Genomic DNA, 13,611 nt, shown 5'->3' on the forward strand with positions numbered 1-13,611 from the left:
CTGCCGCATCAAGCAATTTCGACGTATCGCCACACGCTACGACAAACTCGCCGAGCGTTTCGCTTCCTTCATCGCCCTCGCCGCATCCGTCATTTGGCTCGCTTGAATGTCAACACACTCTAGGGCAAAGCCGGTGCCCGCTACGTCAAATCGACCGGCGAGGACACCGAATTCCACTGGGCCACCGAGGACATCTACACTGGATTCTGGACTACGAAACGCGGACGCAAGTGCTCGGCTTTGTCGATCCGAAAGGCCTGACCTTGGGGGCCCGGGGCGGCTGGTCGGACTCCAAGGTCGTTTGCACGCTGTACATGCCGCATGTGGTTGAACGCCAGTTGGCAGCCAGCGGCCAGGAGGTGGAATTTGCGGGCCGGACATCGACTTTCCGGGTGCGCGGGGTGCTGGTTTCGACCTCATCTCTCGCCAGCCTCTCGGCGCAAGCGAAGTTCAACGTTCGCGATGACGAGGGGCGAAATGCTTCGCCAGGCGCGGCGGATTTCAGGCGATCCCGCATCGTCTTTCCGAGGACCGACACTTCCCACATCGATGATGTTCTGCAACTGCTCTGCCGCGATTCGACGCTCGATCACCTGTTGGCGGTGTCGGCGACGCTGTTCGACAACAGCGCTTACTTCACGCCCTCAGGCGAAGTGGAACACGATCTGGCCCTGCGGCACCAGGAGAGTCCTCTTTCCGAATCTGAATTTGTGGCTGCCGTGATCTGCTATTACCTCAGACCGGATAGCAAAGGCCACCACGGCGCATGGGCCAGCAAGAATCGGCGCCGGCAATTGATGGACTACACGTCGGACGGAAAATGGCGATTTGGCGGCGAAAAGGTGTCGGACATCCGTGATCACGGCACGCCGTGCGAGGACTCTTGGAAGCACAAGCACAAGGCAGGGAAGGTTAGAGGTGGTACCGGAGAGGGATGAGCGCAGACCCATTCATAGTCAGTCAATTTGAATCCGATGAATCGGATGAGACTCGGCCTATCCGATGAGCCAGGAATGTCAGGCGCAAGCTCGGTGGCCTGCATCATCGCCTTTCAACATGACTGCCTACTAGCAACCGCTGAGGGTTTGTTGATTTGATCGGTGAGTTGTCGGTTTACATGGCGCGCGAGCACCGTGCCGGGCAACAGTCGGCGGCGGAGTAGTCTCGCAATTGTCTCCGCTGCCCGCTCTTGCTTCGCTCAGGCGGGTACCTGCCTGTTGCTGCCGGCGAGCGCGCCACAGTGGACCGACCGCATGACCCCAACCGACCTGGCGGCGTGACGGGTTGTTCTACGGTGACGTCGATCTGAATTGCTGAATCCTGCTTACTATCCGCTTCCCGGATCCGAAGAAGCACAAAAGCATAACCGCTTGACCGCGACAAGCGGCTGTTTTGTCTGGAGGCGCGAGCGGGAGTCGAACCCACCTACACGGATTTGCAATCCGGTGCATAACCGCTTTGCTATCGCGCCGTGCCTACCTGGCGGTAGGAAATGCCGCTGCTTTCGACTGGACTGCGACCAACCTTCGACGAATCGTGTTAACAAGCGGACCACTCGGCAGAGCCTGTGGAGCGGGAGAAGAGTCTCGAACTCTCGACCTATACCTTGGCAAGGTATCGCTCTACCAACTGAGCTACTCCCGCGTGAAGCGAAGGCGCATTATAAAGGCCTGTCGATCGCTGTCAATGCCTTGTCAAGCATTCCTGGCGCACTATTCTGTCCTTGCGCTACTTGCCTGGATTCGTACCTAGCGCCTTCGATCCTCTTCAATCAGGTGCGGCCAGGCCATCCGCATGTAATATCCCATCGACCACAGGGTCAACACGGCGGCCACGTAGATCAGCCAGGTGCCCGCCATAGAGACATCCAGGCCCCGGAGGGGAGAATGGTAAAGCAGCAGCGGAATGGCCACCATCTGCGCGGTGGTCTTGATCTTGCCGATCATCGATACGGCCACGCTGCGGTGCGCGCCAATCTGCGCCATCCATTCGCGCAGGGCGGAAATGGTGATCTCGCGACCGATGATGATCGCCGCCAGAATGGCATCCAGCCGGCCCAGTTGAACAAGGACGATCAGCGCTGCAGCGACCATCAGTTTGTCGGCCACCGGATCCAGGAAAGCGCCGAAAGCCGACGTCTGCCGCCAGCGACGCGCAAGATAGCCATCAAGCCAGTCGGTGACGGCCGCGACGACGAACACCACCGTTGCCGCCAGATCGCGCCCGACGAAGTGCACCCAGGACTCGGGGACGTAGTAGATGGCGATCATCAACGGAATCAGGACGATCCGCAGCCAGGTCAACAAAATCGGTATGTTCAGTGGCATCAGTGCAAGGCCGCGTAAATTTTCTCGGCGAGTTCCCGGCTGATTCCCGGAACTGCGGTCAGTTGGTCTATCCCGGCACCCGCAATGCCTTGCAAGCCGCCAAAACGAGAGATCAGTGCTTTACGCCGCATTGGCCCGATACCCCCGATCTCTTCGAGCCGCGAAGTTCGCGCTGTCTTGCCACGCCTGGCGCGGTGTCCCGAAACCGCAAAGCGATGCGCCTCGTCGCGGACTTCCTGGATCAGATGCAAAGCGGGATGTTCAGACGGCAATTGTAACGGGTCGCGGCCATCCGCGAAAACCAGCGTTTCCAGACCCGGCTTGCGTGCCTCGCCCTTGCTAACGCCAAGGATCAGCAGCTGCGCCAGGCCGAGTTCCTCGAGCGCCGAGCCCGCGGCGCTGACCTGGCCGCTGCCACCATCGATCAGGATCAGATCCGGCACGGCGCCGTCGCCGTCGCCGGTAAGCAGCTTCTCGTAGCGACGCAGTACCGCTTGCCGCATCGCCGCGTAATCGTCGCCGGGCTGAACGTCGCGAATATTGAAGCGCCGATACTCGGACTTGCGCATGCCGCTACCCTGAAAGACGACGCACGCCGCGACCGTCGCCGCGCCTTGCGTATGACTGATGTCGAAACACTCGAGGCGTCCCTCCTTGCCCTCCCCGACCTCGAACTCGAGCACCTGGCACAACGCTTCAAGCCGCTGCCCCTGCCGCGACAGCACACTGCGGCGCGCGGCGATGGCCAGGCGCGCGTTCTGTTCAGCCATTTCCACCCAGATCCTCTGCATGGTCAGCCTGGCCTCGGCGACCCTGACCGGTCGGCCGGCTGCTTCGCTGAGCCAATCCGCAAGCTCGCCATCTGCCGGCGGCAAGTTGACCAGGATCTGCAAGGGTATCGGGTGCACGAGATAGTGCTGGGTGAGAAAGGCGGCCAGCGCTTCTGGTGCTGACGAATCGGCAGAATTACCGGGAAACTGCGGCCGGTCACCGAGATGCCGACCGCCGCGGACCATCGCCAGGTTGACGCACAGGATGCCATGTTCGTCAACCGCGGCGACGATGTCGACATCGCCGCCCTTGCCGCTGTCGACGTATTGCTTGTCCTGCACCTGACGCAAGGATTGGATCTGGTCACGGCAAACGGCAGCCTGCTCGAAAGCGAGATTGGCTGCCGCCGTGTCCATCGCTGCCGACAGGCGTCCGATGACGTCCTGCTGGCGCCCCTGCAGAAACATGTTCGCCATCTCGACGTCCTCGGCATAGCGATCGGCTTCGATCAGCCCGACGCAGGGCCCCGAACAACGCTTGATCTGGTACAGCAGGCACGGCCGCGAGCGGTTGTTGAACACCCCGTTCTCGCAAGTGCGCAGGCGAAACATCTTCTGCAGCAGATGAATGCTTTCACGCACCGCCAGTACCGATGGAAAGGGACCGAAGTAGTCGGCGCGCCGGTCGGTCGCGCCACGGAAAAAGCCCAGGCGCGGGTAGCGATCGTGCGTCAGCACGATGTAGGGGTAGGACTTGTCGTCGCGAAAGAGGATGTTGTAGCGTGGTGACAGGCTCTTGATCAGGTTGTTTTCGAGCAGTAGCGCCTCGGCCTCCGAGCGCGTCACCGTGGTTTCGACGCGAGCGATCTGGGCGACCATCAGAGCGATCCGCGGACTTGGGTGGCGATCGCGAAAATACGACGCGACGCGCTTCTTGAGGTTCTTGGCCTTGCCGACGTAGAGCACGGTGTCGGAGCCATCGAGCATCCGATAGACTCCGGGCAGCTCAGTCAGCGTGGCCAGCAGGGATTTGGCGTCGAAGGGGTGTTCCATGAGCTTTCGCGGTGGCGGCCGGCTGACGTAGGATAGCGCTTTCGATGTTATCACGCCCGCCAGTGCCACCCTTGCCACCCGTTGCACCCGAGCCGGACACGGCCGCCGGCCCCGACTGGGATGTCTTCTGCAGGATCATCGACAACTTCGGCGACATCGGCGTTTGCTGGCGGTTGGCCCGACAGCTGGCCAGCGAACACCGTTTGCGGGTGCGCTTGTGGGTCGATCAGCTGCAGACCTTCAATGTGCTCTGCCCAAAGGTGGACCCGACGCTGGCGATGCAGCTCGTGCAGGGGATCGAAGTCCGGCGCTGGGAACCGCGCTTCGCCGCGATAGCTCCCGCCGCGGTGGTGCTGGAAACCTTCGCCTGCCGCCTGCCCGAGACTTTCGTGGTAAGTATGGCGCAACGTTCGCCGCGCCCGGCGTGGATCAATCTCGATTACCTGAGTGCCGAAGACTGGGTCGCTGGCTGCCATACCCTGCCCTCGCCGCACCCGCGGTTGCCGCTCGACAAGTTCTTCTTCTTCCCCGGATTCACCGGCGCCACCGGTGGCCTGCTGCGCGAGCACGACTTGCTGGGTCGCCGCCGGCACTTCGCCGGCGACGCTGATTTGCAGATCGCTTTCTGGCGCCAGGCGGGCTGCGTTCCGCCGCCAGGCGACCGTCTGCTGGTCTCGCTGTTCGCCTACGAGACCCCGGCGATCAACGACCTGCTGGCCGCATGGGAAGTGTCGGAGATCCCCGTCTGCTGCCTGGCGCCGCTGTCGCGCGCGCTACCACAGATTCGCAGCTACGCTGGGCGGTCCATCGAAGCCGGCGACACGTTCCGCCGTGGCGCACTGGAAATCCGCATCCTGCCGTTCCTGGAACAGGACCACTACGACCAGCTGCTATGGCTCTGCGACCTCAATTTCGTCCGTGGCGAAGATTCCTTCGTTCGCGCGCAATGGGCAGCGAAGCCGCTGGTCTGGCACATCTACCCGCAGGCGGCAGGCGCCCACGTCATCAAGCTCGACGCCTTTCTAGCGCTCTACTGTGCCGAGCTGCCGGCGGGCGGCACCACAGCCTTGCGCGAATTCTGGCATAAGTGGAATGCGGGAAGAATCGAATCGGCGTCCTGGCGAAAACTGGCCGCGAGTCTTCCGACCCTGCGCGAGCACGCTCAGCGCTGGCAGGAAAGCCTGGCCCGACAGGACGATCTGGCCAGCCGCCTGCTACGCTTCGCCCATTCCAAGTTATAATCATCGGCTTATCCAAACTGCTTTCTGGAACGTTCGATGAAAACCGCACAAGAGCTTCGCGCAGGCAACGTCTTCATGGTCGGCGACAACCCGATGGTGGTGTTGAAATCCGAGTACGTCAAATCCGGGCGTAACGCATCGGTGGTCAAGATGAAGATGAAGAATCTGCTGACCGAATCGCCCAGCGAAACCGTCTATCGTGCCGACGACAAGTTCGACGTCATCCAGCTTGAACGCAAGGAAGTCAGCTATTCGTACTTCGCCGACCCGCTCTATGTATTCATGGACGCCGAATACAATCAATACGAAATAGAGCCCGACTGCATGGCTGACGCCCTGAGCTACCTTGAAGACGGGATGCCTTGCGAGGCGGTGTTCTACAACGGCAAGGCGATCTCGATCGAGTTGCCGAGCAGCATCGTTCGTGAAGTGGTGTATACCGAGCCTGCGGTCAAGGGCGACACCTCGGGCAAGGTCTTGAAACCTGCCCGGCTGGCCACCGGTTTCGAACTGCCCGTTCCGGCGTTTGTCGAGATCGGGGACAAGATCGAAATCGACACCCGTACCAACGAATATCGCTCGCGGGCCAAGTAGTCCGCGCGTCTGACCGTTGTCGGTCGCGTATCCAGCATGCAGCTTTGGCTGCCTGTTGTTCTATTGGCGTCAGGTAGACAAGCGCAGCGCCGCGGCAACGCCGGACTGATAGCTCGCGTCTTTCTGCAGGCTCGACCAGTCGACCGCTGCCGTCACCGGTAACAGGCGCTCGATACGCCCTGCTCGTAAGGCATCGGGAACCGGCTGCCATTTGGCCAGCACTTCGCCGACCGCCTGTGGAGCATTGCACACCAGCAGCATGTCGCAGCCGGCGTCCCACGCCGCCGTGCAGCGCGCGACGATGTCGCCGGCAACTCCGGCGCCGGCCATCGACAGATCGTCACTGAAGATTACGCCGGCGAAGGCCAGTTCTTCCCGAAGCAGACGATTCCAGACCGGCGAGAAGCCCGCCGGCCGATGGTCCACCTGCCGATAGATCACGTGCGCCGGCATCACCGCGTCCAGGCCAAGCCGGCGATAGGGCTCCAGATCGGAAGCCATTTCGTCCAGGCCGCGCTCGTCCACTGGCAAGGCGACATGCGAATCCGCCTCGGCCCAGCCGTGACCCGGAAAGTGCTTGCCGCAAGCGGCCATGCCGGCGCCATGCAGACCTTCGATGAACGCGCCGGCCAGGTCGACGACGGCAGCCGGATCGCCGTGGAAAGACCGATCACCGATGACGCCGCTGCGCCCCCAGTCGAGGTCCAGCACCGGCGTAAACGACAGGTCGACGCCACGCGCCCGCAACTCGGCCGCCAGGACATAGCCCAGCTCGCGGGCGGTCGCGCGGGCCAGCGGCCGGTCGCGGTCCCACAAGTCGCCGAGACGGCGCATCGGCGGCAACCGCGTGAAGCCTTGTCGGCAGCGCTGCACCCGGCCACCTTCGTGGTCGATGGCAATGGCCAGGGGCGGCGACCGAAGGGCATGTACCGCCGCCGTCAATCGCTCGAGTTGCTCCGGCGACTGGTAGTTCCTGGAAAACAGGATCACCCCGCCAAGCAGCGGGTGGCGCAAACGCTGGCTCTCGCCCGCGGACAGGGTCGGTCCGGCGAGGTCAATCATCAGCGGTCCGAGTGGCAGCCGCTCGGGGGGGTTGACGGTGTTCATGCCTGCTCCATGATCACGAAGGCGACGGCGAAGTCTTCCTCATCGCTGATCGAGAGGTGCGCGACCAGCCCGCGCGTCGCCAGATGGGCAGCGAGCGCGGCCGCGTATTCGAATACCGGTCTGCCCAGTGCATCGTGAGTGACACCGATATTCGGCAAGGTGGCCGGTGCCGCGAGACCGATCCCGAGCGCTTTGCCGAAGGCTTCCTTGGCAGCGAAACGCTTGGCGAGAAACCGCGCCGGCTGCCGCGTGCCGGCAAACTCGGTGCACTCGCGCGGTGACAGCAGTTTCGCCAGTGCGCGCTGGCCGTGCCGCTCGTACAGCGTGCCAAGACGGGCGATCGCGACAATGTCGGTGCCGATGCCCGCGATCATGGCGCCGGCGCAGGTGCCAACCCTGATCCCTGCGCTTCGCGAAGCAGGCGTTTCATTTCCCGCACTGCTTCGCGCAGGCCAACGAAGACCGCCCGGCTGATGATCGCGTGTCCGATGTGCAGTTCCCGGATCCCGGCCAGTTGCGCCACCGGCTGGACGTTGAAGTAGTTGAGCGCGTGTCCGGCGTTGAAACGCATGCCGAGCTGGCGAATGGTCTCGCCGGCCAGCCTGATCTTTTCGATCTCGGCCAGCACCGCAGTGCTCTCGGGATCACGCCCCTGGGTGTAGAAGGCGTGCGCATAGGGGCCGGTGTGGATTTCGCAGACGCGCGCGCCGATTTTCGCGGCGGCCTCGACCTGCGCCGGCTCGGCATTGATGAATACGCTGCTGACGATCCCCGCCTCGGCGAGCCGGTCCACTGCCTGGCGCAGCCGGGCTTCCTGCGCCAGGACGTCGAGCCCCCCTTCGGTGGTCACTTCGTGCCGCCCTTCCGGGACCAGCATCGCCATTTGCGGCTTGACCCGACAGGCGATGGCGACCATCTCGTCGGTCGCGGCCATTTCGAGATTGAGCTTGATCTGCGCCAGATCACGCAGCTTCTCGACGTCGGCGTCCTGGATGTGCCGCCGGTCCTCGCGCAGGTGAATGGTGATGCCATCGGCACCGCCAAGGTGTGCCTCGACCGCCGCCCAGACCGGATCAGGCTCGTAGGTGCAGCGCGCCTGCCGGATCGTCGCCACGTGGTCGATATTGACGCCGAGTTCAATCATAGTTCCTGTAGCTCCATGAAGATTCTGCGGCTTGCCAGACGCCTGCCGCCCGTGTAGTGGCCGATCAGCGTGCGCATCAGTTGCTTGGCTTCGGCCAGCGAACGCGGATCGGAGAAATCCTCTCGCGCCAGGTCGATCAAGGTCCTGCCACTTACCGACAGCGCCGAGTTGCCGGGGCCCGGCAAACGCACCGGACCACGTTCGATTTCGTAGGCGTAGTGCGCGCTGTCGTCGACCGCCAGACCGTCGGTATCGGTCTCGAGGCTCAGACCGTAGCCCAGTTCCTGCAGCAGCGTCCGCTCGAAACGCCGCAAGTCCGATTCCTGCGCACCATCGGCAAAACGACGCAAGGTCTCGGCATAGGCCGCGAAGAGCCGCGCGTGCGCGTCCTCGCGGGGCAGCAGGTGGATCAGTAGTTCGTTGAGGTAGTAGCCACAGAACAAGGCTTTACCTGCCAGCAACGGCTGCCCGCCGCGCCACTCGGCCTTCATCAGCGTTTGCACCTCGCCCCGGCCCGCCCAGCCGACCTCGAGTGGCTGAAAAGCCAGCAGAACGCCGCGCAATATCGAGCGCGGCCGCCGCGCACCGCGCGCCAGCAGGGCGACACGACCGAAGTCGCGCGAAAAGACGTCGATGATCAGGCTGGTCTCGCTGTACGGGTAGGCATGCAGCACGAACGCCGGCTGTGCATCGACCTTGTGCCGCTGATTCACTTCCCGACTCGCCGGCCAGCGTACTGCGACAAACCCATTGCCTCTCCTGCCTGTTCTTCCGTCTATTCGTAGCCGAGGCTCTTGAGCAGTTGCGCATCGTCGGCCCAACCCGACTTGACCTTGACAAACACTTCGAGGAAAACCGGACCACCGAACATGCGCTCCATGTCCTGCCTGGCCTCGGAAGCTATTCGTTTGACGACTTCACCGCCCCTGCCGATGATGATCGACTTGTGACCGGCGCGGTCGACGACAATCGCCGCGCTAATCCGGCGCAGTTCACCGTCGACAACGAATTTCTCGATGTCGACGGCAGCGCCATACGGCAGTTCGTCGCCGATCAGGCGAAAAAGCTTTTCACGAATGTATTCGGCGGCCAGGAATCTCTCGCTGCGGTCGGTGATCTCGTCCTCGCCGTAGAGCAGCCCGTCGTTCGGCAAGTGCTTGCGGATCTCGGCGAGCAGCACGTCGAGTTGTGCCCGGCGGGTCGCGCTGAGCGGAATCAGCGCCGTGAAGGCTCCCTCGCCGCCAAGGCGCTCCAGATAAGGCAGCAGATCGGCCTTGTTCCTGATCTGGTCGATCTTGTTCACGACGATGATCACCGGGCAGCCGTCCGCGACGAGCTGGCGCACCGCACGGTCGCGCTCGTCAAAGCGGCCGGCCTCGACCACGAACAGGACGACATCCACCTCGGCCAGCACCTGCCGGACGCCGCGGTTCATCATCTGGTTCAGTGCGTTGTCGTACCGGGTCTGGAAGCCCGGCGTGTCGACAAAAACGTATTGCGCATCGGCTTCGGTGAGGATTCCCATGATCCGGTGGCGCGTGGTCTGCGCGCGTCGCGAAACGATGCTGAGTTTTTCACCGATCAGCGCGTTGAGCAGGGTCGACTTGCCGACGTTCGGGCGGCCGACAATGGCAATCTGTCCGGACCGGACCTGGGCTTCGCTCATGTCCGGGCCAGGTTTTCCAGCGCGCGTTCCGCGGCCATCTGTTCCGCAGCCCGGCGCGTTCCACCACTCCCCTCGCTGCGGATGCGCAGTGAATCGATCACACAGGCCACGGTAAACAGGTGGGCATGCGCCTCGCCTTCGGTGGCGATCAGCGAATACTGTGGCAAGGCAAGGCGCCGACCCTGAAGGCACTCCTGCAAGCGCGTCTTGGCGTCCTTGATCTCCTGTCCGGGGGTCGGGGTCAGTTGATCGAGCATCTCTTGATAGAGGCGGACGATGACCCTGCTGGCGGCGTCGAAACCGGAATCCAGCCAGACCGCGCCAAACAAGGCCTCGAGGGCATCGGCCAGGATCGATGGGCGTCGATGCCCACCACTTTTCTGCTCGCCCTCGCCAAGGCGAAGAAAACTGCCCAGCGAAAGCGCCACAGCCTGCCGGTGCAGGCTGTCCTGGCGTACCAGATTGGCGCGCAGGCGCGACAAATCACCTTCCGGAAGCGTTGGAAAGGACTCGAACAGGCGACGCGCGATGACCGCGTTGAGAATGGCGTCGCCGAGAAACTCGAGCCGCTCGTTGTGCGGAGAACAGTAACTGCGGTGCGTCAGCGCCGTCTGCAGGAGTTCGCGATCCTGGAACTGGTAACCGAAGGCCTGTTCTAGTCCGCGATCGATCATTGACCCGAATCGCGCGCCGACGCCGAACCCTGGAATTCGATCAAAAGGCTGACATTGCCAGCCAGCGGAATGCGTCGCTCGTATGAAAAAGCCACCACCACCTGGTTGTCCTGTTTGAAGACGTCGAGTTCAGCAGAGGTGAAGGTCTTGATATGCTCGACTTCAGCATACTTGCCGTAAGCCTGCCGGATCTCCGAAACGGTCTTGCCGCCGGAATCGGCGGCAACCGCCTTGACCGCGTGCCTGATCTTGTAATACTCGATGACATCCGGAAGAACCCGGATGACAAGAATGGCGACCAGGCCAATCACGATGCCCCAGATCAGCAAGGCCGAAAGTGCTAACCCACGCTGACGATTCATAGTCACCGCTCCTTACCTGAACGAACCAATCCGTTTGAGATCACTGAAATTCAACCAGATGAAAAAGGCCTTGCCGACGATGTTCTCTTCCGGAACAAAGCCCCAGAAGCGACTGTCGCGGCTGTTGTCGCGATTGTCGCCCATCACGAAGTACTCGCCCGGAGGTACGGTGCAGATCACGCCGGCAGTATTGTAGGAGCAATCGTCGCGATGCGGAAACTGCCCAGGGTGCGGGATGAATGGTGGCGCGTCTTGATCATTGAGCACATGATGTTCCCCCTCGCCCATGGTTTCGACAAACTGCTCCGAATAGTAGAGTCGTTCCGGGTGAAGATAATCGCCGACCCGCGTCATCGGCACCGGCACACCATTGATCGTCAATCGCTTGTTCTGGTAGGCCACTTTGTCGCCCGGTACGCCGACGACCCTCTTGATGTAGTCGAGGGACGGATCTTCCGGGTAGCGAAAGACCATCACGTCGCCACGCTGCGGGCTGCTGACATCGACGACCTTCAGGTTGGCGACCGGCAGCCGGATGCCATAGGTGTACTTATTGACCAGAATGAAATCCCCGACCAGCAGGGTGGGAATCATCGAACCCGATGGAATCTTGAACGGTTCGACGATAAACGAGCGCAGGACGAAAACGATCAGAATGACTGGAAAGAAGCTTGCTCCATACTCGACCCACCACGGATCCTTGGCGTCGGCGACCCGACGCTTCCGGAAGACCAGGGCGTCGGCGGCCCAGATGGCACCGCTGACCAGCAGCAGGATCAACAGGATCAATGCAAAATTCACTTGCTTACCTCCCTTTACTTGCCGACACGTAGCACAGCAAGGAAAGCCTCCTGTGGAATCTCGACCGAACCGACCTGTTTCATGCGCTTCTTGCCTGCCTTCTGCTTCTCGAGCAGTTTCCTCTTCCGTGAGATGTCGCCGCCGTAACACTTGGCGAGCACGTCCTTGCGCATCGCCTTGACGTTTTCTCGGGCAATGATGTTGGCGCCGATCGTCGCCTGGATGGCGACGTCGTACATCTGGCGCGGGATCAACTCGCGCATCTTGGCCGCCAGCTCGCGGCCGCGATAGACCGAGTTCGCGCGATGCAGAATGACAGACAGGGCATCGACCTTTTCGCCGTTGATCAGAATATCGAGCTTGACGACATCGGACGCGCGATACTCCTTGAAGTCATAATCCAGCGAGGCATAGCCACGTGAAACAGACTTCAGGCGGTCGAAGAAATCCATCACCACTTCGGCCATCGGCATTTCGTACACCAGTTGCACCTGCCGCCCGTGATAGGTCATGTCGACCTGATTACCACGCTTCTGGTTGCACAGGGTGATGACGTTGCCCAGGTAGTCCTGCGGAACGAAAACGGTGATCGTGATGATCGGCTCGCGGATCTCCTCGATCTTCGACAGTTCCGGCAGTTTGGCCGGGTTTTCCACATTGACCAAGCTGCCGTCACGCAGCAGAACCTCATAGACGACGGTTGGCGCGGTGGTGATCAGATCCTGGTCAAACTCGCGCTCGAGACGCTCCTGGACGATCTCCATGTGCAACAGGCCGAGAAAGCCGCAGCGGAAGCCGAAACCAAGCGCCTGCGAGACCTCTGGTTCGTAGCGCAAGGAGGCGTCGTTTAGTTTCAGCTTCTCCAGTGCCTCGCGCAGCGAGTCGTACTGGTTGGACTCGACCGGATAAAGCCCGGCAAATACCTGCGACTTGATTTCCTTGAACCCCGGCAAGGCCTGCGCGGCCTGCCGGTCCGAGAGGGTAACCGTATCTCCGACCTTCGCTGCTTGCAGTTCCTTGATCCCCGAGATGATGTAGCCGACCTCGCCAGCCCGCAAGGCATCGCGCGGCATCGCCTTGGGCGTAAACACGCCGACCTGTTCGCAGAGGTGCGTCGAACCGGTGGCCATCAGGCGAATCTTGTCCTTGGCTCGCAGCGTGCCGTCAAAGACGCGGACCAGCATCACCACGCCAACGTAGTTGTCGAACCAGGCGTCCACGAGCAAGGCCTTGAGCGGCGCCTGCGGGTCACCTGCGGGTGCTGGAATACGCTCGATGATCGCTTCCAGAACGTCCTCGACGCCGAGGCCGGTCTTGGCCGACGCCAGCACAGCTTGGCTGGCGTCGATTCCGATCACGTCTTCGATCTCCTGGCGCGCCTTGTCCGGCATCGCCGACGGCAGATCGACCTTGTTCAGCACCGGCAGCACGTCCACACCAAGTTCGATCGCCGTGTAGCAGTTGGCGACCGTCTGGGCTTCCACGCCTTGCGACGCATCGACCACCAGCAGGGCGCCCTCGCAGGCCGACAGCGAGCGCGACACTTCGTAGGAGAAGTCGACATGGCCCGGGGTGTCGATCAGGTTGAGGTTGTAGATTTCGCCACTGCGCGCCCGGTACTGCAGCGCCGCGGTCTGTGCCTTGATGGTAATTCCCCGCTCGCGCTCGATGTCCATCGAGTCCAGCACCTGCGCCTCCATCTCCCGGTCGGAAAGGCCGCCGCAAAGATGAATGATACGGTCGGCGAGCGTCGACTTGCCGTGATCGATATGCGCGATAATGGAAAAATTGCGGATGTGTTCTATGGACATCGTGTCGGCGCCGTCACGACCGCGCCGCCCCTGAAAAAAAAGGTGCCGGTGGGCACCCTTG

The 13,611-nt window shown here is 62.0% G+C and carries 14 protein-coding genes, 2 tRNA genes and 1 pseudogene; 4 read left to right on the forward strand and 13 right to left on the reverse strand.

Annotation, left to right across the window (positions count from 1 at the left end; translation table 11 throughout):
• Both Q1L50_RS14735 and Q1L50_RS14740 read left to right on the forward strand, forming a co-directional pair.
• A pseudogene (locus tag Q1L50_RS14735) lies at nt 1-106 on the forward strand (IS5/IS1182 family transposase); the annotation flags it as partial.
• Between the two features lie 124 nt (nt 107-230).
• Nucleotides 231-938: a hypothetical protein gene (locus tag Q1L50_RS14740; protein WP_300340019.1), complete on the forward strand. Its 708-nt coding sequence runs from the start codon at nt 231-233 to the stop codon at nt 936-938.
• A gap of 459 nt (nt 939-1,397) precedes the next feature.
• Here the strand turns inward: Q1L50_RS14740 and Q1L50_RS14745 are convergent.
• From Q1L50_RS14745 to uvrC, 4 genes are all read right to left on the reverse strand, one after another.
• Nucleotides 1,398-1,471 (reverse strand) — tRNA-Cys (locus tag Q1L50_RS14745).
• 97 nt (nt 1,472-1,568) lie between these two features.
• A tRNA-Gly gene (locus tag Q1L50_RS14750) sits at nt 1,569-1,644 on the reverse strand.
• 104 nt (nt 1,645-1,748) lie between these two features.
• Complete coding sequence (pgsA, locus tag Q1L50_RS14755) at nt 1,749-2,327, reverse strand: CDP-diacylglycerol--glycerol-3-phosphate 3-phosphatidyltransferase (protein WP_300340020.1); 579 nt, start codon at nt 2,325-2,327, stop codon at nt 1,749-1,751.
• Entirely contained in the window at nt 2,327-4,150 is a 1,824-nt protein-coding gene (uvrC, locus tag Q1L50_RS14760; RefSeq protein ID WP_300340022.1) for an excinuclease ABC subunit UvrC, read from the reverse strand. The genes pgsA and uvrC overlap by 1 nt, the downstream gene beginning before the upstream one ends.
• A gap of 44 nt (nt 4,151-4,194) precedes the next feature.
• On the opposite strand from uvrC, the gene earP reads away from it, so the two are divergent.
• Nucleotides 4,195-5,391 carry an elongation factor P maturation arginine rhamnosyltransferase EarP gene (gene earP / locus Q1L50_RS14765; RefSeq protein WP_300340024.1) on the forward strand — a complete coding sequence of 399 codons (1,197 nt, stop codon included), beginning with the start codon at nt 4,195-4,197 and terminating at the stop codon, nt 5,389-5,391.
• Nucleotides 5,392-5,427: 36 nt separating this feature from the next.
• Nucleotides 5,428-5,985 carry an elongation factor P gene (gene efp, locus Q1L50_RS14770; protein ID WP_300340026.1) on the forward strand — a complete coding sequence of 186 codons (558 nt, stop codon included), beginning with the start codon at nt 5,428-5,430 and terminating at the stop codon, nt 5,983-5,985.
• A 69-nt stretch (nt 5,986-6,054) separates the two neighbouring features.
• On the opposite strand, the gene nagZ is transcribed toward efp, so the two are convergent.
• From nagZ to lepA, 9 genes are all read right to left on the reverse strand, one after another.
• Nucleotides 6,055-7,092, reverse strand: a complete 1,038-nt coding sequence (gene nagZ / locus Q1L50_RS14775; RefSeq protein ID WP_300340028.1) for a beta-N-acetylhexosaminidase — start codon at nt 7,090-7,092, stop codon at nt 6,055-6,057.
• The gene (gene acpS / locus Q1L50_RS14780) at nt 7,089-7,466 is read right to left on the reverse strand and encodes a holo-ACP synthase (RefSeq protein WP_300340030.1); all 378 of its coding nucleotides are present in this window, start codon (nt 7,464-7,466) and stop codon (nt 7,089-7,091) included. Before acpS ends, nagZ begins: the two co-directional genes overlap by 4 nt.
• A complete protein-coding gene (locus Q1L50_RS14785; RefSeq protein WP_300340032.1) occupies nt 7,463-8,236 on the reverse strand; it encodes a pyridoxine 5'-phosphate synthase in 774 nt (257 codons plus the stop codon). The genes acpS and Q1L50_RS14785 overlap by 4 nt, the downstream gene beginning before the upstream one ends.
• A complete protein-coding gene (gene recO / locus Q1L50_RS14790; RefSeq protein WP_300340034.1) occupies nt 8,233-8,949 on the reverse strand; it encodes a DNA repair protein RecO in 717 nt (238 codons plus the stop codon). The genes Q1L50_RS14785 and recO overlap by 4 nt, the downstream gene beginning before the upstream one ends.
• Before the next feature lie 62 nt (nt 8,950-9,011).
• The gene (era, locus tag Q1L50_RS14795) at nt 9,012-9,902 is read right to left on the reverse strand and encodes a GTPase Era (RefSeq protein ID WP_300340036.1); all 891 of its coding nucleotides are present in this window, start codon (nt 9,900-9,902) and stop codon (nt 9,012-9,014) included.
• The gene (gene rnc / locus Q1L50_RS14800; protein ID WP_300340038.1) at nt 9,899-10,576 is read right to left on the reverse strand and encodes a ribonuclease III; all 678 of its coding nucleotides are present in this window, start codon (nt 10,574-10,576) and stop codon (nt 9,899-9,901) included. Before rnc ends, era begins: the two co-directional genes overlap by 4 nt.
• Complete coding sequence (locus Q1L50_RS14805) at nt 10,573-10,938, reverse strand: DUF4845 domain-containing protein (protein ID WP_300340040.1); 366 nt, start codon at nt 10,936-10,938, stop codon at nt 10,573-10,575. Before Q1L50_RS14805 ends, rnc begins: the two co-directional genes overlap by 4 nt.
• 12 nt (nt 10,939-10,950) lie before the next feature.
• Entirely contained in the window at nt 10,951-11,739 is a 789-nt protein-coding gene (lepB, locus tag Q1L50_RS14810) for a signal peptidase I (RefSeq protein WP_300340042.1), read from the reverse strand.
• Nucleotides 11,740-11,753: 14 nt separating this feature from the next.
• Nucleotides 11,754-13,544: a translation elongation factor 4 gene (gene lepA, locus Q1L50_RS14815; RefSeq protein WP_300340152.1), complete on the reverse strand. Its 1,791-nt coding sequence runs from the start codon at nt 13,542-13,544 to the stop codon at nt 11,754-11,756.
• Nucleotides 13,545-13,611 lie beyond the last annotated feature (67 nt).

Origin of the sequence: Accumulibacter sp. (assembly GCF_029255145.1) — a bacterium.
GTDB lineage: Bacteria > Pseudomonadota > Gammaproteobacteria > Burkholderiales > Rhodocyclaceae > Accumulibacter.